General features: G+C 70.6%; 25 protein-coding genes. 13 read left to right on the top strand and 12 right to left on the bottom strand.

What is annotated here, in order from left to right; genetic code table 11:
* Window positions 1–63 precede the first annotated feature (63 nt).
* From LK06_RS09425 to LK06_RS09410, 4 genes are all read left to right on the top strand, one after another.
* On the top strand, window positions 64–417 hold the full coding sequence (locus LK06_RS09425; protein WP_039654632.1) for a cytidine deaminase: 354 nt from the start codon (window positions 64–66) through the stop codon (window positions 415–417).
* A gap of 199 nt (window positions 418–616) precedes the next feature.
* Window positions 617–1,090 carry a hypothetical protein gene (locus tag LK06_RS09420; protein WP_039654660.1) on the top strand — a complete coding sequence of 158 codons (474 nt, stop codon included), beginning with the start codon at window positions 617–619 and terminating at the stop codon, window positions 1,088–1,090.
* A 163-nt stretch (window positions 1,091–1,253) separates the two neighbouring features.
* Window positions 1,254–2,582 (top strand): WxL domain-containing protein, encoded by a 1,329-nt coding sequence (locus LK06_RS09415; RefSeq protein ID WP_039654633.1) that lies wholly within the window; start codon window positions 1,254–1,256, stop codon window positions 2,580–2,582.
* Between the two features lie 132 nt (window positions 2,583–2,714).
* Window positions 2,715–3,743 (top strand): WxL protein peptidoglycan domain-containing protein, encoded by a 1,029-nt coding sequence (locus LK06_RS09410; protein WP_039654634.1) that lies wholly within the window; start codon window positions 2,715–2,717, stop codon window positions 3,741–3,743.
* Here the strand turns inward: LK06_RS09410 and LK06_RS09405 are convergent.
* Window positions 3,637–3,975 (bottom strand): P-II family nitrogen regulator, encoded by a 339-nt coding sequence (locus tag LK06_RS09405; RefSeq protein ID WP_039654635.1) that lies wholly within the window; start codon window positions 3,973–3,975, stop codon window positions 3,637–3,639. The two genes, LK06_RS09410 and LK06_RS09405, sit on opposite strands and share 107 nt — an antisense overlap.
* Window positions 3,972–5,309 carry an ammonium transporter gene (locus LK06_RS09400; protein ID WP_043431970.1) on the bottom strand — a complete coding sequence of 446 codons (1,338 nt, stop codon included), beginning with the start codon at window positions 5,307–5,309 and terminating at the stop codon, window positions 3,972–3,974. Before LK06_RS09400 ends, LK06_RS09405 begins: the two co-directional genes overlap by 4 nt.
* Before the next feature lie 175 nt (window positions 5,310–5,484).
* Here LK06_RS09400 and era point away from each other — a divergent pair, with 175 nt between their 5' ends.
* Window positions 5,485–6,438, top strand: coding sequence for a GTPase Era (era, locus tag LK06_RS09395; RefSeq protein ID WP_039654637.1), 954 nt, complete (start codon window positions 5,485–5,487; stop codon window positions 6,436–6,438).
* 134 nt (window positions 6,439–6,572) lie between these two features.
* On the opposite strand, the gene LK06_RS09390 is transcribed toward era, so the two are convergent.
* The 3 genes from LK06_RS09390 to LK06_RS09380 form a co-directional block, all read right to left on the bottom strand.
* The gene (locus LK06_RS09390; protein WP_071659083.1) at window positions 6,573–7,895 is read right to left on the bottom strand and encodes a GH1 family beta-glucosidase; all 1,323 of its coding nucleotides are present in this window, start codon (window positions 7,893–7,895) and stop codon (window positions 6,573–6,575) included.
* Between the two features lie 129 nt (window positions 7,896–8,024).
* A complete protein-coding gene (locus LK06_RS09385) occupies window positions 8,025–8,291 on the bottom strand; it encodes a protealysin inhibitor emfourin (RefSeq protein ID WP_039654638.1) in 267 nt (88 codons plus the stop codon).
* Between the two features lie 43 nt (window positions 8,292–8,334).
* Window positions 8,335–9,402: a M4 family metallopeptidase gene (locus LK06_RS09380; RefSeq protein ID WP_039654662.1), complete on the bottom strand. Its 1,068-nt coding sequence runs from the start codon at window positions 9,400–9,402 to the stop codon at window positions 8,335–8,337.
* A 340-nt stretch (window positions 9,403–9,742) separates the two neighbouring features.
* On the opposite strand from LK06_RS09380, the gene leuA reads away from it, so the two are divergent.
* Window positions 9,743–11,464 carry a 2-isopropylmalate synthase gene (leuA, locus tag LK06_RS09370; protein WP_039654639.1) on the top strand — a complete coding sequence of 574 codons (1,722 nt, stop codon included), beginning with the start codon at window positions 9,743–9,745 and terminating at the stop codon, window positions 11,462–11,464.
* Between the two features lie 183 nt (window positions 11,465–11,647).
* A complete protein-coding gene (locus LK06_RS09365; RefSeq protein WP_039654640.1) occupies window positions 11,648–12,343 on the top strand; it encodes a TerB family tellurite resistance protein in 696 nt (231 codons plus the stop codon).
* Window positions 12,344–12,409: 66 nt separating this feature from the next.
* Here LK06_RS09365 and LK06_RS09360 read toward each other — a convergent pair whose 3' ends face one another.
* On the bottom strand, window positions 12,410–13,045 hold the full coding sequence (locus LK06_RS09360; RefSeq protein WP_039654641.1) for a response regulator: 636 nt from the start codon (window positions 13,043–13,045) through the stop codon (window positions 12,410–12,412).
* Window positions 13,042–14,256, bottom strand: coding sequence for a sensor histidine kinase (locus LK06_RS09355; RefSeq protein ID WP_039654642.1), 1,215 nt, complete (start codon window positions 14,254–14,256; stop codon window positions 13,042–13,044). Before LK06_RS09355 ends, LK06_RS09360 begins: the two co-directional genes overlap by 4 nt.
* 171 nt (window positions 14,257–14,427) lie before the next feature.
* Between LK06_RS09355 and LK06_RS09350 the strand changes: the two genes are divergently transcribed.
* Genes LK06_RS09350 through LK06_RS09340 form a run of 3 tightly spaced genes read left to right on the top strand, consistent with a single transcriptional unit; the run spans window position 14,428 to window position 16,441 of the window.
* Window positions 14,428–15,516, top strand: coding sequence for an ABC transporter permease (locus LK06_RS09350; RefSeq protein ID WP_039654643.1), 1,089 nt, complete (start codon window positions 14,428–14,430; stop codon window positions 15,514–15,516).
* Window positions 15,513–16,199, top strand: coding sequence for an ABC transporter ATP-binding protein (locus LK06_RS09345; RefSeq protein ID WP_039654644.1), 687 nt, complete (start codon window positions 15,513–15,515; stop codon window positions 16,197–16,199). Before LK06_RS09350 ends, LK06_RS09345 begins: the two co-directional genes overlap by 4 nt.
* A 38-nt stretch (window positions 16,200–16,237) precedes the next feature.
* Window positions 16,238–16,441: a sialidase family protein gene (locus LK06_RS09340; protein ID WP_043431972.1), complete on the top strand. Its 204-nt coding sequence runs from the start codon at window positions 16,238–16,240 to the stop codon at window positions 16,439–16,441.
* Here the strand turns inward: LK06_RS09340 and LK06_RS09335 are convergent.
* On the bottom strand, window positions 16,434–17,360 hold the full coding sequence (locus LK06_RS09335; protein WP_039654646.1) for a dihydrodipicolinate synthase family protein: 927 nt from the start codon (window positions 17,358–17,360) through the stop codon (window positions 16,434–16,436). The genes LK06_RS09340 and LK06_RS09335 overlap by 8 nt on opposite strands.
* A gap of 795 nt (window positions 17,361–18,155) precedes the next feature.
* Here LK06_RS09335 and LK06_RS09325 point away from each other — a divergent pair.
* From LK06_RS09325 to LK06_RS09315, 3 genes are read left to right on the top strand one after another with little or no spacing between them, the layout of a single operon-like run.
* The gene (locus LK06_RS09325) at window positions 18,156–18,371 is read left to right on the top strand and encodes a hypothetical protein (RefSeq protein ID WP_039654663.1); all 216 of its coding nucleotides are present in this window, start codon (window positions 18,156–18,158) and stop codon (window positions 18,369–18,371) included.
* A 35-nt stretch (window positions 18,372–18,406) separates the two neighbouring features.
* On the top strand, window positions 18,407–19,153 hold the full coding sequence (gene recO, locus LK06_RS09320; RefSeq protein ID WP_039654647.1) for a DNA repair protein RecO: 747 nt from the start codon (window positions 18,407–18,409) through the stop codon (window positions 19,151–19,153).
* A 39-nt stretch (window positions 19,154–19,192) separates the two neighbouring features.
* Window positions 19,193–20,029 carry an isoprenyl transferase gene (locus LK06_RS09315; protein WP_039654648.1) on the top strand — a complete coding sequence of 279 codons (837 nt, stop codon included), beginning with the start codon at window positions 19,193–19,195 and terminating at the stop codon, window positions 20,027–20,029.
* Window positions 20,030–20,352: 323 nt separating this feature from the next.
* Here LK06_RS09315 and LK06_RS09310 read toward each other — a convergent pair whose 3' ends face one another.
* From LK06_RS09310 to LK06_RS09295, 4 genes are all read right to left on the bottom strand, one after another.
* Window positions 20,353–20,769 carry a Fur family transcriptional regulator gene (locus LK06_RS09310; RefSeq protein ID WP_039654649.1) on the bottom strand — a complete coding sequence of 139 codons (417 nt, stop codon included), beginning with the start codon at window positions 20,767–20,769 and terminating at the stop codon, window positions 20,353–20,355.
* A 62-nt stretch (window positions 20,770–20,831) separates the two neighbouring features.
* Complete coding sequence (locus tag LK06_RS09305) at window positions 20,832–21,734, bottom strand: metal ABC transporter permease (RefSeq protein WP_039654650.1); 903 nt, start codon at window positions 21,732–21,734, stop codon at window positions 20,832–20,834.
* Window positions 21,734–22,537: a metal ABC transporter ATP-binding protein gene (locus LK06_RS09300; protein WP_234367383.1), complete on the bottom strand. Its 804-nt coding sequence runs from the start codon at window positions 22,535–22,537 to the stop codon at window positions 21,734–21,736. Before LK06_RS09300 ends, LK06_RS09305 begins: the two co-directional genes overlap by 1 nt.
* Window positions 22,534–23,493, bottom strand: a complete 960-nt coding sequence (locus LK06_RS09295) for a metal ABC transporter substrate-binding protein (RefSeq protein WP_039654651.1) — start codon at window positions 23,491–23,493, stop codon at window positions 22,534–22,536. Before LK06_RS09295 ends, LK06_RS09300 begins: the two co-directional genes overlap by 4 nt.
* Window positions 23,494–23,642: the final 149 nt, after the last annotated feature.

Below are 23,642 nucleotides of genomic sequence, written 5' to 3'. Positions count from 1 at the left end.
GACCGACCGGGACGGCGGGGCGCGGACGATCACCGCACCTGAAGTGCGGCCTAAGCTAGGGGCATGACCGAGACCAACGCGCTTGATCCCGAGGACCGCAAGATCGTGACGCTGGCCCGTTCCGCGCGGGCCCGGAACGGTGTGCCCGAGGGGGCGGCCGTACGGGACGAAACCGGCCGTACGTACGTCGCGGGGTCGGTGGTTCTCGCCTCGCTGAAGCTGAGCGCGCTGCGGACGGCCGTGGCGATGGCGGTGGCGTCGGGGGCGCGGTCGCTGGAGGCGGCGGCGGTGGTGAGCGAGGCGGAGTCGGTCGTGGCCGAGGACCTGGCCGCCGTCGCCGATCTCGGAGGGGCGGGGACGCCCGTGCTGCTCGCCGGCGTCGACGGAGTTGTCCGGGACACCGTCTCCGCCGGCTGAAAAGGCGTCGGCCGACCAAAAGGTCGGCCGGAATTCAACCTTGTCGGTTTCTGGCCCCCGCGCATCAATGGAGGCGTACGATCCGACGGGCCGTCAGATCCGCACCGCCCTGCAGAGTGTCCGCACCCCCCTGCTGAAGGCCTCTTCACCCGTCGGCGTCCCCACACGGCACTCCCAGCAGGGAAGGGAAGCGGATCCCATGAGAGGCAAGCGCACGGCAACGGGTGCGGCGCTGGTGGCCGGGGCCCTCGCGGTCACCGGACTCGCCTTCGCGCCCACCGCGGCCGCCGTCACTCCCCAGTCGGCGACCTTCACCGCGAACTGCGGCATCTTCGGCGGTGGTGCGGCCACGCTCACCGCCACCCAGAGCGGCGGCTCGGCCACCCTCACCCTCGCCACCGCGATCACCACGCCACTGCCCTTGGCCAAGGACTCGATCGCGTCCACGCTCACCATGGCGAAGGCGGGCGGCGGCAGCACCGTTTTCAGCGGCACGAAGAACCCGGCCATGGCCGCCGGCGACCCGGTCACCGTAGGTCCGCTCACCGGCACCGTCGCCTCCGGTGACAGCCTGGACGTCTACGGCGGCTCCCTCAAGATGGTGTTCTTCGGGATCACCGTGACCTGTACGGCGAGCGCCCCGCAGTCGCCGGGGCCGTTCGTGTTCAACTGAGCGATCTGTTCCGGTTGTTTCCGGAACTCTCCTGGATGCCGCAGATTCTGATGGTCCGTCAGTTTTCTGCGGCATCTCCATTGACTTCTCATCCCCGCTCTACATCAATGCCCCCTGTCGGCGCAGAAGAGCCGCTGCGCCCGCAACCCTCAGGAGGGGGCCCATGGGTTCGACACCCGGAAGATCCCGGCGGTGGCGCTGGTTGTCACTGTTCGGGGCGACCGCTCTCGCGGTCACCGTGGGCGGCGCACTGGCCGGTCCGGCCAGTGCCGCCGACACGAACGTGGACTTCGCCACGCACTGCATCCCACCCGCCATCGCCGGCCTCCCGCCGATCGACGGCACGACCACCGCGAACGTGTCGGTGGACAACACCAGTCCGAAGGTGGGCGACACGGTCACCGTGACCTACACCGTGGTCACGGCCGCCGCCAGCAACCCCACCGACCTGGCCCTGCCGGCCGACATCATGACCCCGACCGGCAAGGTCACCCTCGGCGGTGCCCAGACGGGTGACGTCACCGTCGCGGGACCGAAGAAGAACCCGCCGGTACCGGGTAAGGCCGCATTCCCGTCCTTCTCCATGACCGGCACGTTCACCGTCACCAAGGCCGGACAGATCACCCTCTCGCCCGGTGACTACAACATCCACACCAGCTACATCATGGAGCTGGACACCCCCTGCACGGTCACCAACCCGCCCGCACCGGTGTCCGGGACCATCACCGCGACCGACGGCACCCCGGCCAACACCCGGGCCATCTCGCTGAGCGCGGCCTCCGGTGATCCGGGCGCCAGTGTCACGGTCAGCGGTACGGACTTCACTCCGGGCGCGGCCGTCACCCTGGCCGGTCGGGCCGGGGACACCCAGACCGCGGACACGGCGACCGTGACCGCCGACTCCCAGGGCTCCTTCAGCGGTTCCCTCGTCGTCAACGACAAGACGACGACCGGGATCGTGGCCTACGAGGGCGGCTCCTGGAACGCGGACAAGGGCGCGGGCCCCGCGGCCTACGTCGTCAACGACAACACGCCCATCCCGGACGGCAGCCAGAAGCTGACCACCACCGTCAAGGCGGGCACGCTCTCCATGTCCCAGGCTGGGGACTCCGTCGCCCTGTCGACGGTCGACTTCGGTCAGGGCGGGGCTTCGACCGGAACCCTGCAGACGGTGACCGTCAAGGACTTCCGCGGCGGGCCCGCGGGCTGGTCCCTGACCGGCAAGGTCACCGACTTCACCGGCCCCGGCGCCAAGATCGACGCGGGCCGGCTGAGCTGGACGCCGGCCTGCGTGACCACGGCGGGCAGCCCCAGCACCTGCAAGGCCGGTTCGGCGGGCACCGTGGGCACCTCGGGAGCGACGCTCGCGTCGGCCCCCGACGCCACACTCACCGGTGGCGAGTTCACCGTCGACGCCGGGCTCTCCCTGGACGTGCCGGCCTTCACACCTCCCGGCTCGTACTCCGGAGTCCTGACCCTCACCCTCACCTGACCCGCACCCCGACGGTGGCCGGGCGCCCCACCCATTGCGACCGGGGCCGCACCCGCCCGACCGCCACCAACGGCCACCCCCCGACCCACCGTCCTTCCCGTCGCCACCCCGAGCCCACGGGGGTCCGCACCCATGCGCAAGCCGTACGTCCTCCTGCTGAGTCTGCTCCTGGTCTTCCTCGGTGTCCTCGGTGTCCTCGGCACACCCGCACGGGCCGCCGGCAACGGCAGTTGGTCCGTCTACCCCGTTGCCTCGAAGATCGCCGCGCGACCCTACTTCTACCTCTCCGCCGACCCCGGTCAGTCCCTCACCGACAAGGTGGCCGTCGCCAACAAGACCGGCAGACCGCTCACCTTCCGGCTGTACGCGGCCGATGCCTACAACACCGCCCGCGACGGAGGGTTCGCCGTGCGGACGCTCAAGGAGAGGATGCGCGGGGTGGGCGCCTGGGTGAAACCCGCGACGTCACGGATCACCGTGCCCCCGCACAAGACGGTCACCGTGCCCTTCACCCTGCACGTACCGGACGGGGCCGAACCCGGGGACCATGCCGGGGCGATCGTCGCCCTCGACGAACGCGTCGAACCCGGCAGCGGCAGGCTGGCGCTCGGCGTGCAGCGGGCCGTCGGCGCCCGCGTCTACCTGCGGGTCGGCGGGCCCACATTGCCCGCGCTCTCCGTCGAGCAGCTGCGGATCAGCCATCACCAGCCGCTGGTACCAGGCCTCGGCGACAGCACGGCGACCGTCTCCTACACCCTGCGCAACACCGGCAACGTCACCCTCCACCCCGAGGTGGAGCTGACGGCGCACGGGTTGTTCGGCCGCACGCTCCTCGACCGCAAGCTGAGCCGGGTCCCCTCCGAGCTGCTGCCGGGTCAGCGGGTGCGGCTCACCGAACCATGGCACGGGGCACCCCAATTCAACCGGGCCAAACTGACGCTGACCGCGCGTGCACGAAAGACCCGGGAGTCGGCGAGCGCCTCCTTCATCGCCCTGCCCTGGCTGCCGGCCGCGCTGCTGTTCACCGCGGGTGTGGCGACTGGGGTGCTGCTGGTCAGAGCGCGTCGGGGCCGCGCTCGCCGGTCCGCACCCGCACGACCGTCTCCACGGGAACGGCCCACACCTTCCCGTCCCCGATCTTCCCCGTCCGCGCGGCCTTGACGATCGCGTCCATCACGTCGTCGGCGGCCGTGTCCTCCACCACGACTTCGATGCGTGCCTTCGGTACCAGGTCGACCCGGTACTCCGCGCCTCGGTACACCTCGGTGTGGCCGCGCTGCCGCCCGTAGCCGCTCGCCTCGGTCACGGTCAGTCCCTGCACGCCCAGCTCCTGCAGGGCGGTCTTGACCTCGTCCAGCCGGTACGGCTTGACGATCGCGGTGATGAGCTTCATGCCTGGCTCTCGACCTTCTGGGCTGCGGCCTCCCGGACGGGGGCCTTCTGGACGGCGACGACGGAGTGGCTGAACGGGGCGCCATGGCCCAGGACCCCGTGATCGTAGGCCGTCTCGGCGTGCACCGTCAGGTCCAGGCCGGTCTGCTCCTGCTCCGCACTCGCCCGGAAGCCCATCGCCTTGTCGAGCAGCCTGCCGAGGCCGTACGTCACCGTGAAGGCGTACCCCGCCACGACCACCACGGCCAGCAGCTGCTTACCGAGCGGGGCGAGCCCACCGCCGTAGAACAGGCCCTGCGTCCCGCCGGTCATCGCCTTCTCGGCGAACAGGCCGATCAGCAGGGTGCCGATGATGCCGCCCACCAGGTGGACGCCGACGACGTCCAGGGAGTCGTCGTAGTTCAGCTTGAACTTCCAGCTCACCGCGTAGGAGCAGACGATTCCGGCGGCCAGCCCCACGACCAGCGCGCCGAGCAGGGAGACCGTGCCGCAGGAAGGGGTGATCGCGACCAGGCCGGCCACCGAGCCGGAGACCGCGCCCAGGGTGGTCGGGTGACCATCCCGCCGGTGCTCCACGAACAGCCAGCCGAGTAGACCGGTGCAGCCGGCGGCGAGGGTGTTGAGGAAGGCAGCCGCGGCCAGGCCGCTCGCGCCGGGTGCGGAGCCCGCGTTGAAGCCGAACCAGCCGAACCAGAGCAGACCGGCGCCGAGGACCACCATGGGCAGGTTGTGCGGGCGCATGGCGTCCTTCTGGAAACCGAGGCGGGGCCCGAGGACCAGGCACAGGGCGAGGCCGGAGGCGCCCGAGGTGATTTCGACCGGCAGACCGCCGGCGAAGTCGAGCGCGCCGAGCCGGTCCAGGATCCAGCCGCCCGGGCCCCACACCCAGTGGGCGACGGGAACGTATACGAGGAGCGTCCAGGCCGGAACGAAGAGCAGCCAGGCCGAGAACTTCGTCCGGTCGGCGACGGCGCCGCTGATCAGCGCCGCGGTGATGATCGCGAAGGTCAGCTGGAAGGTGGCGAAGAGGAGGGTCGGCACCGTGCCGTGGACGCTGCCGGGGCCGATGCCGTGCATGCCGGAGTGTTCCAGCCCGCCGATCAGGCCACCGAGGACATCGTCTCCGAAGGCCAGCGAATAGCCGGCCGCCAGCCACACCACCGTGACCAAGGCGATCGACACGAAGCTCATCATCAGCATGTTGAGGACGCTCTTGGTGCGGACCATGCCGCCGTAGAACAGGGCCAGGCCCGGGGTCATCAACAGGACCAGGGCGGTCGAGGTGAGCAGCCAGGCGGTGTCGCCGGTGTTCACATGGGCTGCGGCGAGGATCACGTGCGTCTCCAACGGGGCCGGGGGCTGGACAGAGGGTCACCGGCACGCGTTTCCGGTCGCGTACGGTTGTGTTTCCGTGACGTTTCGTTGCGAACAGGTTTCCGGCAGCTCACGGTGTGGGTCGGTGACCGCCACTGGTGCGGCAGGGGTTCGTGGATCAGGGAGAATGGGCGGCATGAGCGTTCGCACCCAGTCATCCGGGCGGCCGGCCGAGACCGTCCACCGTGCCGGCTTCGCCTGCTTCGTGGGCCGCCCCAACGCGGGCAAGTCCACCCTCACGAACGCTCTGGTCGGGCAGAAGGTGGCGATCACCTCCAACCGCCCGCAGACCACCCGGCACACGGTGCGGGGCATCGTCCACCGCCCCGACGCCCAGCTGATCCTGGTCGACACCCCAGGCCTGCACAAGCCGCGCACCCTGCTCGGCGAGCGCCTGAACGACGTCGTCCGCACCACCTGGGCCGAGGTCGACGTGATCGGTTTCTGCCTGCCCGCCGACCAGAAGATCGGCCCCGGTGACCGCTTCATCGCCAAGGAACTGGCCGGAATCAGGAAGACCCCCAAGGTCGCCGTCGTCACCAAGACCGACCTCGTCGACTCCAAGGCCCTCGCCGAGCAACTGATCGCCATCGACCAGTTGGGCAAGGAGCTGGGCATCGAGTGGGCGGAGATTGTGCCGGTCTCGGCGGTGGGCTCCCGGCAGGTCGGTCTCCTGGCCGACCTGCTCGTCCCGCTGCTCCCCGAGGGCCCCGCCCTCTACCCCGAGGGCGACCTGACGGACGAGCCCGAGCAGGTGATGGTGGCCGAGCTGATCCGCGAGGCCGCACTGGAGGGCGTACGGGACGAGCTGCCGCACTCCATCGCGGTGGTCGTGGAGGAGATGCTCCCGCGCGAGGACCGCCCTGCCGACCGTCCCCTCCTGGACATCCACGCCAACGTCTACATCGAGCGGCCCAGCCAGAAGGGCATCATCATCGGCCCCAAGGGCAAGCGGCTGAAGGACGTCGGCATCAAGTCCCGCAAGCACATCGAAGCGCTGCTCGGCACACCCGTCTTCCTGGACCTGCACGTGAAGGTCGCCAAGGACTGGCAGCGCGATCCGAAGCAGCTCCGTCGGCTGGGGTTCTAGCCGACCGCCACCGTCCGGCCGGCAGCGGGACCCGGGTGCGCGCTCAGCGGCCGGGTTCCCCCGCGGGACCCGGTGCCCCGGGCCCCGTTCCGCGCCGCCCGGGCCCGGCCGTCACCCCAAGGCGCCGCCGTGGGTCACCGCTGTGCCCGCAGTACGTCGCGGAACCACTGGTAGGAGGCCTTGGGCGTGCGCTTCTGGGTCTCGTAGTCCACGTGCACCAGACCGAAACGGCGCGCATATCCCTCTGCCCACTCGAAGTTGTCCATCAGCGACCACACGAAATATCCGCGTACGTCCACGCCGGCCTCCAGCGCGGTGTGTAGGGCGCGGAGGTGGGCGTCTAGGTATGCGATGCGGCCCTGGTCGTCGACGCCCTCGCCGGAGCAGCCGTTCTCGGTGATGATGATCGGCGGGAGACGTGCGCCGTAGCGCTCCCGGAAGCCGCACAGCAGCTCGGTGAGGGCCTCGGGGACGATCGGCCAGCCGAAGTCGGTCACCGGGACGCCCTCGATCTCCCGGAGCGAGAAGGGGAGCCCGGGGGGCATCCTCATTCCGCCGTACTCGGAGTCACCGTCCCTGGGGGCACCGACCCTGGTCGGCGCGTAGTAGTTGATGCCGTACCAGTCGAGGGGCTCGGCGATGACCTTCAGATCGGACTCGACGTCTTTCGACATCAACTCGCCCAGGCCGTCGGGGTAGCGGCCGAGGATCACCGGCTCGGCGAACAGTCGGTTGAGCAGGAGGTCGTAGAAGTCGGCCGCCTCCGTGTCCGCCGGTTCGACAGAGGCTGGCCGGGTGGGGCCGTGGGAGTTGGCGATGCCGATGTCCGCAGCCCCGGTCGCGCGCAGCGCCCGTACCGCGAGGCCATGGGCGAGGAGCTGGTGGTGGGCGACCGGGAGGGCGTCGAAGAGCAGTTGTTTGCCGGGCGCGTGGGTGCCGAGAGCGTGGCCGAGGAGGGTGTGCTCTGCGGGCTCGTTGAGAGTGATCCACTTGTCGACGCGGTCGCCGAGCCGCTCCGCCACCACGGTGACGTAGTCGGCGAACCGCGCCGCCGTGTCCCGCTGGAGCCAGTCCAGCGAGGCGGGCAGGTCCCAGTGGAAGAGTGTGGGCACCGGTCGCACGCCTGCCGCGCACAGCTCGTCCACCAGGCGGTCGTAGAAGTCCAGGCCGCCGGGGGAGTCCACCCGGGGCCAGGAGATGGAGAAGCGGTACGCGTCCACGCCGAGGTCGGCCAGGAGGGCCACGTCCTCGGGGTAGCGGTGGTAGTGGTCGCAGGCCACCGCCGCCGTCGAACCGTCCTTCACCCGTCCCGGTTCGGAAGTGAACTCGTCCCACACGGAAGGCTCGCGCTCCTGGGCGGCTCCTTCGATCTGGTGGGCCGAGGTCGATACACCCCATAGGAAACCGTCCGGGAAGCGGGGGATCGATGGGGCCGCCCTGCCTGTGTCAGTCGCCATGGCCGGATCATCCTTACCCGCGGTAAGGGAGTCAACGCCTCTGCAGGAAACGGGCGTTGCTGCTCGTTGTCGCACGCTGTTGCCGCAACAGGCAACGTTCGCCCCGTCACAAACGTCGCCTGCCGCGGCCTAGGCGCCCTCCTTCAGCACACGGGACACCAACTCCCTCTCCGCGTCGGTCAGCAGGGGGTCGGCCGCGTACACCGTGCGGCCGTCCACCGTGATCTCGTACCGGAAACCGTCTGGGACGCCGTCGGGCGGTGTGCTCCGGCCGGACGCGAGGACGCGTTCGGCCAGGGTGTGCCACTCGGGGGCGTCGGACCGGGGTGAGGTGTCCACCTCGGCCCGGCGCTCGATGCCCGCGAAACCGCCCGTGCGCCGTACCTGGATACGCATGGGCCCTGTCTAGTACGGAAAGCTCCGGTGGGGAAGCACGCCTCTACAGCGTCCGCACCCCGACCTGCTCCCACGCCTTCTGCACGGCCTGGAGTTCGTCGCCCGCGCCGTACCGCTCCCGGGCCACCTGCACCGTCAGCGTGGCGAAGTCGGCGAACAGCGCGTCCGACGCCAGGTCGCCGCCGGTGAGCACGTCGTACCAGATCTGCCCGGCCCTCTCCCAGGCACGGCCGCCGAGGGCCGCGGCGACCAGGTAGAAGGCGTGGTTCGGGATGCCGGAGTTGATGTGCACGCCGCCGTTGTCACGGTTGGTGTGGACGTAGTCCTCCATCCTCGCCGGCTGCGGGTCCTTGCCGAGGGTGCTGTCGTCGTACGCCGTGCCCGGAGCCTTCATGGAGCGCAGCGCGGTGCCGGTGACGCGCGGCGCGAGCAGGCCCGCGCCGATCAGCCAGTCGGCCTCGGTAGCGGTCTGGCCGAGTGTGTACTGCTTGATCAGCGAGCCGAAGACGTCGGAGACCGATTCGTTCAGGGCGCCGGACTGGCCGTAGTACTCCAGGTTCGCGGTGTGCTGGGTGACGCCGTGGGTCAGCTCGTGGCCGATGACGTCGACCGGGATGGTGAAGTCGAGGAAGATCTCGCCGTCGCCGTCACCGAACACCATCTGCTCGCCGTTCCAGAAGGCGTTGTCGTAGCCCTCGCCGAAGTGCACGGTGGCGTCCAGCGGCAGCCCGTCGTCATCGATGGAGTGTCGGCCGTACGCCGTGAGGTACAGCTCGAAGGTGGCACCGAGTCCCGCGTAGGCGCGGTTGACGGTGGCGTCGGAGACCGGTTCGGCGCCCTCCGTGCGGACCTGCGTGCCGGGGAGGTCCTGTGCGTGGTGGGCGTCGTAGATGGTGCGGTGCGGCTGGTCTGCGGCGCCGGCGGGCGGGGTGACGGCGGGTACGCCGAGGACCGTGGTCAGGCTGCGGCGGGTGCGCTGGTAGGCGTCGTGTTCCAGGGACCGGCGGGCCGGTCCGGACAGCGCGGGGTCCTCGGCCTGGGCGAGCTTGTCGAGGACGTGCGGCGGCACGATCGTGCAGAAGACGGGCTGGAAGCCCCCGTTGGTCGTCATGTCCGGCACCATTGCACCGTGTGACACTGTTGTCACTACCCGCAACCGTGATTGGTGAAATACGGTGACAATACGGGGGTGTTCGCCTTGCTCTCCGTAGTCGAAGTGGCATGACGCACTCTTTTGTCTGTTTCGCTCCATTGTTTCTTACGGTCCCGCATACTGATACGGACCCTCGCGGCCGGTGCGGCTCGGCTACCATGCGGGACATCATGCGTTTCGGGCTGCTTCTTCTTAGCTGCCGCGGCGAGGGCCTGTAGTCGAGGCCGACCCCCTCCCCGCGGAGCTTGGCGTTGCGTCGTCGGCCGTCCTTCCGGACATCCTTGAGGAGCCCCGCACCATGGCCAACCGCCAGCAGCCCACCTCCATGCCGGTCCACAAGTACGGTCGCTACCAGCAGGTCGACATCCCCGACCGCAGCTGGCCCGGCAAGCGGATCACCACCGCCCCCCGCTGGCTCTCCACCGACCTGCGTGACGGCAACCAGGCCCTGATCGACCCGATGTCGCCCGAGCGCAAGCGCCGGATGTTCGACCAACTGGTCACGATGGGCTACAAGGAGATCGAGGTCGGCTTCCCCGCCTCCGGTCAGACCGACTTCGACTTCGTACGCTCGATCATCGAGGAGGAGGGTGCGATCCCCGAGGACGTGACGATCTCCGTCCTCACCCAGGCCCGCGAGGACCTGATCGAGCGGACCGTGGAGTCCCTGAAGGGGGCCCGCAGGGCCACCGTCCACCTGTACAACGCGACGGCTCCCGTGTTCCGCCGGGTGGTGTTCCGCGGCTCCAAGGACGACATCAAGCAGATCGCGGTCGACGGCACCCGCCTGGTGATGGAGTACGCCGAGAAGCTGCTGGGCCCGGAGACGGAGTTCGGATACCAATACTCGCCGGAGATCTTCACCGACACCGAGCTGGACTTCGCACTGGAAGTCTGCGAGGCGGTCATGGACGTCTACCAGCCCGGCCCGGGCCGCGAGATCATCCTCAACCTGCCCGCCACCGTGGAGCGTTCGACCCCGTCCACGCACGCGGACCGCTTCGAGTGGATGCACCGCAACCTGTCCCGGCGGGAGTACGTCTGCCTGTCCGTCCACCCGCACAACGACCGGGGTACGGCCGTGGCGGCGGCCGAACTGGCGCTGATGGCCGGCGCCGACCGCGTCGAGGGCTGCCTGTTCGGGCAGGGCGAGCGCACCGGCAACGTCGACCTGGTCACCCTGGGCATGAACCTGTTCTCGCAGGGTGTCGACCCGCAGATCGACTTCTCCGACATCGACGAGATCCGCCGTACGTGGGAGTACTGCAACCAAATGGAGGTCCACCCGCGCCACCCGTACGTGGGCGACCTGGTCTACACGTCCTTCTCCGGCTCCCACCAGGACGCCATCAAGAAGGGCTTCGACGCCATGGAGGCCGACGCGAAGACCAAGGGCGTCACGGTGGACGACATCGAGTGGGCGGTGCCGTACCTGCCGATCGACCCCAAGGACGTCGGCCGCTCCTACGAAGCCGTGATCCGTGTCAACTCCCAGTCCGGCAAGGGCGGCGTCTCCTACGTCCTGAAGAACGACCACAAGCTGGACCTGCCGCGCCGGATGCAGATCGAGTTCTCCAGGATCATCCAGGCGAAGACGGACGCCGAGGGCGGTGAGATCACCCCGAAGGAGATCTGGTCGGTCTTCCAGGACGAGTACCTGCCGAACCCCCAGAACCCGTGGGGCCGCATCCAGGTCCGGACCGGCCAGTCGAACACCGACACCGACGGCATCGACACCCTGACCGTCGAAGCGACCGTCGACGGTGAGGACACCGTCCTGACCGGCACCGGCAACGGTCCGATCTCGGCCTTCTTCGACGCCCTGCAGTCCATCGGCATCGACGTACGCCTGCTGGATTACCAGGAGCACACGATGAGCGAGGGCGCCTCCGCGCAGGCGGCCTCCTACATCGAGTGCGCGATCGACGACAAGGTGCTGTGGGGGATCGGTATCGATGCGAACACGACGCGTGCTTCGCTGAAGGCGGTCGTCTCCGCGGTGAACCGCGCGGCCCGCTGACGCTCCGACCGGGTGTTTCGGTGCCCCGGCTGCCGCATGCGGCAGCCGGGGCACCGCCGCTTCCCGGCCATAGGGCCGATCAGGTCACAGATGGGTCTCGTTCGGGGTACTGACGTCACGTCCGTGATGTGGCTAACATCACGCCAGCACGGCGATGTTGCCGCGCGGTTACGGAGGTGCGACGTGCTGCCAGTACGGGGACGAGACGGCCGTGTCACCAGGGCTGTGCGCATCCTGGGCACCCGCACCGCATGGACACCCGTGGGAGACGGCGAGTTCTTCTGCCCCGGCTGCGGTGGCGACCGCAACTATCAGCGGCTCACCGGGCGCCGCCGCCTCACCCTGCTCGGCCTGCCCGTGCTGCCGCGCGGGGCGACCGGGCCGGTCGTGGAGTGCGCGGCCTGCCGGCACCACTACGCCACCGATGTCCTCGACCACCCCACCACCCGGCGCTTCTCGGCACTGCTCCGAGACGCCGTGCACACCATCGCCCTGGCCGTGCTCGCCGCCGGAGGCACCTGTTCCCGTACGACCCTGGAGACGGCCGCCGCCCTGGTGCGCGCGGCCGGCTTCGACGGCTGCACCGAGGACCAGCTTGCCGCGCTGGTCGACGCCGTCGCCGCCGACACCGGGCGGGTCCTGGGCGGGCCGTGCGGGGCGAGCCTGACCATAGAGCTGCACGAGGCCCTGGACCCGCTCGCCCCGCACTTGGCACCGGTCGGCCGGGAGTCCCTGTTGCTGCAGGCCGCCCGCATCGCCCTCGCCGACGGCCCCTACACCCCGGCCGAACGTGACGCCCTCACCACCGTCGGCGCCGCCCTGACCATCTGCGCCGACGAGGTGAGCAGGCTGCTGGCCGCGGCCCGCACACCGTCCTGACGCAGGCCCCGCGGCCACGGTCCGGTTCCTCCCCGATCGGCGCCCGGACCACCGACGGTCCTCCGGTCAGCGCCGGATCAGCCCCAGGTCGGTGGCGGTGGCAACGGCGGCAGTGCGCGAGTCGACGCCGAGCTTGGCGTAGATGCGGGCCAGATGCGACTTGACGGTGCCCTCGGTGAGGTGGAGCTGCCGGCCGATGGCCTGGTTGGACAGGCCCGCTGCGACCAGGGCGAGGACTTCCGTCTCCCGCCGGGTCAGTGCGGTGCCGGGGTCGCGCAACCGGTTCATCAGCCGGTCGGCTACTGCCGGGGCCAAGGTGGTGCGTCCGGCGGCGGCGGTGCGCACTGCGGCGGCCAGGTCCTCGGGTGGGGCGTCCTTGAGGAGATACCCGGTGGCGCCGGCCTCGATGGCCGGGAGGGTGTCGGCGTCGGAGTCGTAGGTGGTGACGATCAGAACTCGGGGGGCGCCCGGCCGGGCGGTGATCTGGGCGGTGGCCTCCGCACCGCCCATCCCCCTGCCGAACTGCAGGTCCATCAGGACGACGTCGATGTCGCCCGCGGCGGCACGCGCGACGGCGTCCTCGGCGGTCGCGGCCTCGGCCACCACGACCAAGCCGGGTTCGGTCTCCAGGACGGCGCGCAGCCCTGCCCGCACCACGGGATGGTCGTCGGCGACGAGAAGACGGATGGGGGTGTCAGTCACGGGCGGGCCTCGGTCTCGGCGGGCGGGTTGAGCGGGAGCCTGGCGGCCAGGGCGGTGCCCTGACCGGGAGCGGAGTCGACGGTCAGGGTGCCGCCGAGCGCACGGAGCCGGGCGCGCATGGCGGCCAGGCCGAAACCGCCGGTCTCCGGGTCGGGCGCGGGCAGCCCGGCGGGGTCGAAACCGGTGCCGTCGTCCACGACATCGAGCGCCACCCGGTCGCCGAGGTGGCTGAGGGTGACGTCGACGGTGGTGGCCCCCGCGTGGCGCACCGTGTTGGCGAGGGCGGACTGGGCGACGCGCAGCAGGGCGACTTCGTGCGCGGTGGGCAGGGACACCGGATCGCCGCTGAGGTGGAAGCGGGCGATGAGCCGGTGCCGCGCACTGGTGGTGGCGCACAGGCGCTCCAGGGCACCGGCCAGGGTGGTGCCCTCCAGCGCGGGCGGGGCGAGGGCGGCGACGAACCGGCGGGCCTCGGCGAGATTGTCGACCGCGGCCTGGCGGGCCTGGCCGATGTAGCGGGCACCGTTCTCCGGTGCGCCGGGCAGTGCCCGTTCGGCGGCGGTCAGCAGCAACTGGATGCTGGACAGGCCCTGGGCGAGGGTGTCGTGGATCTCGCGGGCGAGGCGTTCGCGTTCGGCCAGCACCCCGGCGGTGTGTTGGGCCTCGGCCAGGTCCGCGCGGGTGGCGGTCAGCTCCTCGATCAGCCGCCTGCGCTGTTCGCTCTCCCGGTAGAGGGCCTGGTACCCCCACACCACGGCGACCGCGACGGCGGCTCCGATCGCCGGGCCGATCGCCATGGCCGCACCGAAGGAGCCCTGGTGGACGGCGAACGCGGTGATCGCCGCGAGCGCGGTCACCGCCACGGAGGCCAGGCCGGCCGGGCGCGGCAGCAGATGGAGCTGGAGGAAGTACAGGGGGAAGGCGAGCCACACCCCGTCGGGGGTCAGGACCAGCAACGCCAGCCACACCGCGCCGACGGCAGCCAGCCACCAGGCAGCGGCCCGCCGGTCACGGCGGATGCCGGGCAGCAGCGGTCCGACCGCGTACACCAGCCCGCACACCACGGCGACGGCGACGGTCGCCGCGGCGTGCGGGCGGCCGTCGGCCACGGCCCGGCCGGCGGCCAGCGCGAGGAGGGCGACGACCATCAGGTGCAGGCACCAGGACAGGGCCCGGGTCGTCGGGGTCAGTGCAGGAGCAGCGGTGTTCACAGTCCCTCAAGCCTAAGGAACCGAGCCGCACCCGGGCCTCCGTCGAAAGTTACAAGCCGCGCGCCGCCTTTCGACCTGCGAAGTGCCGTCCCCTGCCAGATGCCCGCGCGGGCAGCCGGCGGCGACGCTGGGGGCATACCGCATCCACCACCGTGAAGGGGCAGACCGAAGGTGTTCGTCGCCTGGAGAGATCTGAAATTCGCCAAAGGGCGGTTCGCCCTGATGGGAACCGTCATCGTGCTCATCACCCTGCTGGTCGGGCTGCTGTCCGGACTGACTGCGGGCCTCGGCCGGCAGAACACCTCGGCCATCACCGGCCTGCCGGCCGACCGGATAGCCTTCGCCGCGCCCAGCAGGGGCCAGGACCTGTCGTACGCCAACTCGAACGTCACGGCCGAGCAGTGGCAGCGCTGGGCCAAGGTCCCCGGAGTCACTCGTGCCGAACCGCTGGGCATCAGCACCACCAGGGCCACCGCGGGGGAGAGGAGCGCCGGCGTCTCCGTCTTCGGCGTCCGGCCCGGCTCCCGCCTGGCCCCGGACGGCAGCGACGTCAAGGGATCCGCGGCGGTGCTGTCCACCACGGCAGCCGACGACCTCGGCCTCAAGCCGGGCGGCACCTTCACCCTGGCCGGGCAGAAGATGACCGTGGCCGCCGTGCAGGGCGACGCCTTCTTCACCCACACGCCGGTCATCTGGACGAGCCTTGACGTCTGGCAGCGGACCGCACCCCCCACCGGCAGCGGCACCGGCCCGGCCGCGACCGTGATCGCGCTGAACACCGCCTCCGGCGTTGACGTCAGCGCCGCCGACCGGGCGATCGGCACCAAGACGGTCTCGAAGGACAACTCGCTGTCCGCGATCGGCTCGTACACGTCCGAGAACGGCTCGCTGCAACTGATGCGCGGGTTCCTGTTCGCCATCTCCGCCCTGGTCGTCGGCGCCTTCTTCACCGTCTGGACCATTCAGCGCAGCGGTGACATCGCCGTCCTCAAGGCTCTGGGCGCGTCCACCGCCCAACTACTCAAGGACGCACTCGGCCAGGCCGTGGTCCTCCTCGTCGGCGGCACCCTCGTCGGTACCGCGATCGCCGCAGGTCTCGGCGCCGCCGTCGTGAAGAGCGCCGTGCCGTTCCTCCTCACCCCCGCCACCGTCCTCGTACCGGCCGTCGTGATGATCCTGCTCGGCGCGCTCGGGGCCGGCCTGTCCGTCCGCCGCATCACCTCCGTCGACCCGCTGACCGCCCTGGGGAGCGCCCGATGAGCCTGAATCTGACCGGTATCACCCTCACCTATCCCGACGGCGACTCCCGCCTCACCGCCCTCGACGACGTCACCCTGGACGTGCCCAAGGGCAGCCTGACCGCCGTGGTCGGTCCCTCCGGCTCCGGCAAGTCCAGCCTCCTCGCGGTGGCCGCCACCCTCATCACCCCCGACACCGGCACCGTCACCATCGATGGCACCGCCACGACCGGTATGACCAGGGGTGAACTGGCCGAGCTGCGCCGCCACAAGATCGGCATCGTGTTCCAGCAGCCCAACCTGCTGCCCTCCCTCACTGCGGTGGAGCAGCTCCAGGTCATGGCCCAGATCGACGGCCGGTCACCGGCCAGGGCCCGTGGCAGGGCCCTGGAACTCCTCGACGCGGTGGGGCTTGTGGACCAGGCCGGACGCCGACCCCACCAGCTCTCCGGTGGTCAGCGCCAGCGCGTCAACATCGCCCGCGCCCTGATGAACGACCCGACCGTCCTCCTGGTCGACGAACCCACCAGCGCTCTCGACCACGAACGCGGCGCCGCCGTCATCGACCTGATCACCCGCCTCACCCACCAGAAGGCCACCGCCACTGTCCTGGTCACCCACGACCGCACCCACCTCACGGCCGTCGACCAGATCGCCGAGGTCAACGACGGCCGCCTCCGGCTCCCGGCGGAGACGGCCGGCTGAGGCAGCCCCGAGCCGCTGCAGGAGCGGGAAGCGGGGCGGTGTACAGGTGCGGGACCGGTGACTCGGACGCCGGCCGCACCTTCGCCGGGCTGCTGACCCCGCCGGACCGGCGGGCTGCCTACTCCGACCTCTTCCAGCTCGGCCCCGGCACGGTCGGCATCCTCCACGAAGCCGGCGTCACCGGCGCCCACGACACCATCGGGTTCCGCAGGGTGCGCGTGTTGCGGGGCCGGATCAGCTGAGCCCGGCCGCCACCAGGAACCTGCCGACCTTCTCGACCTCATCGCCGGACAGCGGGACCTGCGGCTCGGCCGTCACGGGGCAGTCGATGACCCCGCGCAGATGCAGCGCGGCCTTGAACGCACCCAGCGCCGACGAACTGTCGCCCATCCGGCCCGGGTCTGCGACTTCGGTCAGGCCGGACAGCGCGCACAGCCGCTCCTGTTCGGCCCGCGCGCCCTCCCAGTCCCCCGCCCGGGACCGGCGGTAGAGGCGGACATAGCCGTGCGGGTCGACGTTGGCGAGGCCTGGCACCGCCCCGTCTGCGCCCAGCGCCAGGGCGGCGTCGGCGATCAGCTCGGAGCCGGTCAGGACGCTGAATCCGGGGTGGGCGCGGGCACCGGTGACGACCGCCCGGAAGGCGGCCAGGTCTGAGCTGGAGTCCTTGATCCCGGCCAGCACGCCGTCGCCGGCGAGGCCGAGCACCAGGTCAGCGGGGAGCTTGCTGTGCACGGCCGTGGGGATGTCGTAGGCGATGACCGGGACCCGGCTGGCGGCGGCGATCCGGCGGTAGTGGTGGACGATCTCGGCGTGGTGGGTGCGGACGTAGAAGGGCGCGGTGACGACAACCCCCTGTGCTCCGGCCGCGGTGACCGCCGAGACATGGTCCAGCACGCGTGGGGTGGTCATGTCGAGGGCACCGGCGAGGAGGGGCAGCTGCCCGCCCACGTGTGCCGTGACGGCCTCCACCACCTGCCTGCGCTGCCGGTCCGTCAGGAAGGCCGCCTCCGAGGTGGAGCCCAGCAGGAACAGCCCGTGCACCCCGGCCTCCACCAGATGGTCCACCAGCCGGAGAAGCGAGGGCACGTCCACCTCGCGCTCCGGTGTCAGGGGGGTGCAGACGGGAGGGACGACACCGGTGAGCGGGGCGGGGAAGGTCATTCACGGCTCCTGGCGTGCTGGGCGCGGGCGCGGATCCTCCACCACAGGATGCCGACAGCAGCGGTGCTGTCCGGGTGCGACGCGGCCGACCGGATCAACCGTCAACGTTCTCGAAAACGATCCGGGAAGTCCTGTGCACGCCGCGGGGCGGCAATCGGCTTCTGACCTCGCCGCTCGAAAATTCCGTCCGTCTGCGCGACCTCGTCGATCCGCTGGGCGATATCCGGCCGAGGTATTCGAATGGCCTGCTCGAACTGGCCGGTGTCAGCACCGGAAACCGAGAGTCGCCCCCTTGGGGCCCACCCGGCTGGTTCCTGTGTTCTTTCCCCGCGGCTTCGGCGCTGTTCCGGAGAACTCCCGGACCGTTCGCCGTGGACCGCCGGGGTGGACCGCCGGGCGTGGCCTCCCCTGCTCCGTCCCGCACGTGCAGGACACGGACTCCTGCCGAGTGCGAGGCGGAGCGCCTCCCTGAGCGTGCTCAGCGTGAAACGGCAAAGGGAAGGGGAGCCGGGTGAAGGCACGACGGACCGCACAGTCGGCGTTGTGCGTCGAAGAGGCGGAGGTAACTTTGAAAGAATTGTGGTCGGCTCCCGAAAGGCAGTGATTGTTTTGCCTTCGTGGGAGCTAGTGCCGCGACAGGCGATGTTTGCCCGTCGCGACGGGACGACCGTTGCCTGTTGCGGCACTAGACCCGGTGAGTCTCGCGCGGGAGTCTCACCGTCCGCTCATGGAATTGGGGTGGTGTTCAGTGGAAACCGCGCGGTGGCTCGCGGCGGCCCCGACGGAGGTGCTGCGGTGAGGCTTCCCGTCGGCAGTCATGTCGTGGACACACGCACCGGAAGGATCGGCATCGTCATGGGGCACGAGGGCCCGTACGTCCAGCTGAGACCGTACGGCGGAGGCAGGGAGTGGGACGCGGTGCCCGGCGCCGTTCGCTGGGCGACCCCCGCCGAGCGGCTCAGTGCGGAGACGGCGTACGTCAATGCCCGTAGTCGCGGTGAGGTGCCCTGAGAGGGGCCGCCTCAGACATACGCGAGAATGGAGCCATGAGTCTGTTCCGCGACGACGGCATCGTGCTGCGCACCCAGAAGCTGGGTGAGGCGGACCGGATCATCACCCTGCTCACGCGCGGTCACGGGCGGGTGCGGGCGGTCGCCCGGGGCGTGCGGCGCACCAAGTCGAAGTTCGGGGCCCGGCTGGAGCCCTTCTCCCACGTCGACGTGCAGTTCTTCGCACGGGGGAGTGAGCTGGTCGGGCGCGGACTGCCGTTGTGCACACAGAGCGAGACCATCGCCGCGTACGGTGGCGGGATCGTCACCGACTACGCCCGCTACACCGCCGGTACGGCCATGCTGGAGACAGCCGAGCGGTTCACCGATCACGAGGGCGAGCCGGCCGTGCAGCAGTACCTGCTGCTCGTCGGCGCCCTGCGGACGCTCGCCCGGGATGAGCACGCCCCCCATCTGGTCCTCGACGCGTTCCTGCTGCGCTCCCTCGCCGTCAATGGCTACGCACCCAGCTTCGGTGACTGCGCGAAGTGCGGGATGCCCGGCCCGAACCGCTTCTTCTCGGTGGGGTCCGGCGGCTCCGTCTGCGCCGACTGCCGGGTGCCCGGCAGCGTCGTACCCTCCTCGCAGACCCTGGTGCTGCTCGGGGCGCTGCTTGCGGGAGACTGGGAGACGGCGGACGCGTGCGAGGCGCGGTACGTCCGCGAGGGCAACGGGCTGGTGTCCGCCTACCTGCACTGGCACCTGGAGCGCGGGCTGCGTTCCCTTCGGTACGTCGAGCAGTAAGCACGCGAGAAGCAAGCACGGTCGAGGAGACGAGGGCACATGGTGGTACGCGGGATCCTGGGGCGCCAGCGGCGCGAGTACAAGGCACCGGAGCCGCACCCGTCGGGAGCCCGTGCGCCGAAGCTCCCCGGCGAACTGGTCCCGGAACACGTGGCGATCGTCATGGACGGCAACGGGCGGTGGGCGAAGGAGCGGGGTCTACCGCGCACCGAGGGGCACAAGGTCGGTGCCGAACGCGTGCTGGACGTGCTGCAGGGCGCCATCGAGATCGGGGTGCGCAACATCTCCCTGTACGCCTTCTCCACAGAGAACTGGAAGCGGTCGCCCGACGAGGTTCGCTTCCTGATGAACTTCAACCGCGACTTCATCCGCAAGACCCGCGACCAGCTCGACGAACTCGGCATCCGGGTGCGCTGGGTGGGCCGGATGCCCAGGCTGTGGAAGTCGGTCGCCAAGGAACTGCAGGTCGCCCAGGAGCAGACCAAGGGGAACGATCTGCTCACGCTGTACTTCTGCATGAACTACGGCGGCCGTGCCGAGATCGCCGACGCCGCCCGAGCCCTCGCCGAGGAGGTGCGGGCCGGCCGTCTCGATCCGGCCAAGGTCACCGAGAAGACCATCCAGAAGTACCTGTACTATCCGGACATGCCGGACGTGGACCTGTTCCTGCGCCCGAGCGGTGAGCAGCGCACTTCCAACTACCTGCTGTGGCAGAGCGCGTACGCCGAGATGGTCTTCCAGGACGTGCTGTGGCCGGACTTCGACCGGCGCGACCTGTGGCGGGCCTGCGTGGAATTCGCCTCCCGGGACCGGCGGTTCGGCGGGGCCATCCCGAACGAGGAACTGCTGGCCATGGAGGGCCGGCCGGCCACCTGACGGGGCGCGCCCACCGACCGTGTTGACGGGCGGTGGGCGGTTCGTGCGCGGGGCGCTCCGGATCCGGCGCCGCGATCCCGCTCCGGACCCCGACGGCGGAGGTCGGATACCGGGCCTGGGCCCGACCGGAACGCGCTGTTGCCGGCCGGGGCCGGGTGTCCGGCCGCACCGGAAGGCCGGGGGCCGTTCGTTTCGTCCGGCGGTGACTCCAGCGCGCCGGGTACGGTCCCGCTTTCCCCATGCGGGTCGGGCCGGGGCGGTGGTCGGGTGACCGAGGAGGTCCTACGGGTCGTCCCCGACCGCAGGACCAGGCGGCGGCAGCCTCAGCCGCGCTGGGCGGCGCACTCCGCGCAGGTCCCGAAGATCTCCACGGTGTGGGCGACGTTGACGTAGCCGTGTTCGGCGGCGATCGCCTCCGCCCACTTCTCCACCGCGGGGCCCTCCACCTCGACGGCCTTGCCACAGGTGCGGCAGACCAGGTGGTGGTGGTGCTCGCCGGTGGAGCAGCGGCGGTAGACGGACTCGCCGTCGGAGGTGCGCAGGACGTCGACCTCGCCGGCTTCCGCGAGGGACTGCAACGTGCGGTAGACGGTGGTGAGCCCGACCGAATCGCCCTTGTGCTTGAGCATGTCGTGCAGGTCCTGCGCGCTGCGGAACTCGTCGACCTCGTCCAGGGCCGCCGCCACGGCTGCCCGCTGCCGGGTGGCGCGGCCCTTCACGGGCGGTCCAGCGGTCGTCACCGGTTGCCTCCTCACGTCTGGCATCTGCCCCGGGCCATTGTGCCAGTCGGGAATGCCGACGGTCAGACGCCGGCCTGGTCCCCGACCCCTCGTGCCGCCGGAATCGAGCACTCCGCCGGGTCTCCGGCGGGTTCGTCCCCGGCCGCTGAGCGGGCGCGCCGCCGGGCCAGCGGGGCGGCCAGGGCGGTCAGGGCGACGAACGCGGCGATGGTCAGCAGAACGATTGTCGCTCCGGGCGGGACGTCCTGGTAGAACGATGTGATGGTGCCGCTGATCGCCACGGTCACGCCGATCGCGACGGCGGTCACGAACGTGGCGGTGAAGCTGCGGGTGAGCTGCTGCGCGGCCGCGACGGGTACGACCATCAGCGCGGACACCAGCAGTAGGCCGACGACCCGCATCGCGACCGTCACGGTCACCGCCGCGGTGACCGCCGTCAGCAGGTTCAGGGCGCGCACCGGTAGCCCGGTGACCCGGGCGAACTCCTCGTCCTGGCTGACCGCGAACAGCTGGCGGCGCAGGCCCAGTGTGACGAGCAGCACGAAGGCGGCGAGCACGCAGATCGCGGTCACGTCGGACTGCGACACCGTCGACAGGGAGCCGAACAGATACGACGTCAGGTTGGCGTTGGAGCCGCCCGGCGCGAGGTTGATCAGCATCACCCCGCCGGCCATGCCGCCGTAGAACAGCATGGCGAGGGCGATGTCCCCGCGGGTCCTGCCGTACCAGCGGATCAGCTCCATCAGGACCGCGCCGAGCACCGAGACGGCCGTCGCCATCCACACCGGGGAGGTGGACAGCAGGAAGCCGAGGCCGACGCCGGTCATGGCGACGTGCCCGATGCCGTCGCCCATCAGGGCCTGGCGGCGCTGGACCAGGTAGATACCCACGGCGGGTGCGGTGATGCCGACCAGCACGGCGGCGAGCAGCGCCCGCTGCATGAAGGCGTAGTTCAGGAATTCCATCAGCTCAGCAGTCCCGTGCGGATCGGTCCGGTGCCCGCCGGTGCGTGCGGGTGTACGTGGTCGTGGCCGGGCAGGGCGTGCTGGCCGAGCGCGCGGGGCGGCGGGCCGTCGTGCAGCACGCAGCCGTCCCGCAGGACGACCGCCCGGTCGATCAGGGGCTCCAGCGGCCCCAGTTCGTGCAGGACGAGCAGGACCGTCGTCCCCGCTTCGACCTGTCCCCGGAGGGTCCGCGCAAGCACTTCCTGGCTGCCCAGGTCGACGCCCGCCATCGGCTCGTCCATGATCAGCAGCTCGGGTTCGGCGACCAGCGCGCGGGCGATCAGCACGCGCTGCTGTTGGCCTCCGGAGAGGGCGCCCGCCGAGTCCTTGGCGCGGTCCGCCATGCCGACCTGCTCCAGGGCGCGACGGACGGCCTCCCGGTCTGCCGCGCGGAAGGCGCCGAAGCGGGTGCGGGACAGCCGCCCCGAGGAGACGACCTCGGCCACGGTCGAGGGGACCCCGCCCGAGGCGGTGGTGCGCTGGGGTACGTAGCCCAGGCGCGCCCAGTCGCGGAAGGACTGGCGCGGGGTGCCGAACAGCTCGATCGTGCCGGAGCTGACGGGCACCTGGCCGATGATGCTGCGCACGGCCGTCGACTTGCCGGAGCCGTTGGCGCCGAGCAGCGCTACGACCTCGCCGCGGCCGACGGTGAGGTCGATGCCGCGCAGTACGGGACGTGCGCCGAGTTCGGCGCTCACTTTGCGCAGGGATATGACGGGCTCTGTGCCGGCCTCGTCCACGATGTCGTCCTCCGTACTGGTCACTTGGCGCCCAGCGCCCGCTGGAGCGCCTTGAGGTTGGCCTCCTGGACCGCGAAGTAGTCCCTGCCGCGGGACTTCTTGGTGATGCCCTCGATCGGGTCCAGCACGTCGGTCTTCAGGCCTGCGTCGTGCGCGATGGTCTTCGCGGTCTTGTCGCTGACGAGCGTCTCGTAGAACACGGTCCCGACCCCGTCGGCCCTGGCCATCTTCTCCAGGTCCCTGACCCGCGCGGCGCTGGGTTCGGACTCGGGATCGAGGCCGTTGACGGCCTCCTCGGTGAGACCGTAACGCTCGGCGAGGTAACCGAAGGCGGCGTGCGTGGTGATGAAGACCTTGGTCCTGGTGTCCGCGAGGCCGGACTTGAACCGCTCGTCCAGGTCGTCGAGTTTCTTGACCAGGGCCGCGGTGTTCTTCCGGTAGTCGGCTGCGTGCTGGGGGTCGGCCTTCTCGAAGGCCTTGCCGACGCCCTGGGCGATCTGGGCGTAGCGCACCGGGTCGACCCAGACGTGCGGGTCCTTGCCGGCCGCTTCTTCACTGTGGTGGGTGTCGTGGGCTGCCGCGTGGCCGCCGACTTCGTTGCCGTGGTCCTCCAACGAGGTCATGGAGGCTGCGTCGATCTTGGTCTTGACCGGGGACTGGGCCACCGCGGTGTCGACGGCGGGTTGGACGTTGCTGAGGTACAGCACCGCGTCGGAGTCCTGGAGCGCCGCGATCTGCCGGGGGCTGATCTCCAGGTCGTGCGGTTCTTGGCCGGGGGCGGTCAGGCTGGTGACGTGGACGTGGGTGCCGCCGATCTGCTCGGCGAGGAAGGTCATCGGGTAGAACGACGCGACGACGTCGAATGTGTCCGTACCGGCTGCGGTCGCGGTGCCGCCGGAACAGGCGGAGAGGGTGCCGGTCCCGAGGGCGGCGAGGGCGGTGACCGCGGCGATGGGTATGAGGCGTTGTCGTACGTTCATGACAGTCATTTTCAACAAACATGGAAACCGTTGTCAACAAGCTCTCCCCGGGGCTTCTAGTGGGGGCCGATTTGGCCGGGGGGGAGTGTGCGCCGGTAACCTGAATCATTCGCTGGAAGCATCTCGCTTCAACGCCCGTCGTCGTAATG

The organism is Streptomyces pluripotens (genome assembly GCF_000802245.2).
Classification (GTDB): Bacteria; Actinomycetota; Actinomycetes; order Streptomycetales; family Streptomycetaceae; genus Streptomyces; species Streptomyces pluripotens.
Note: the sequence above shows the minus strand (reverse complement) of the source record. Positions and strands in the feature narration are given on the sequence as shown.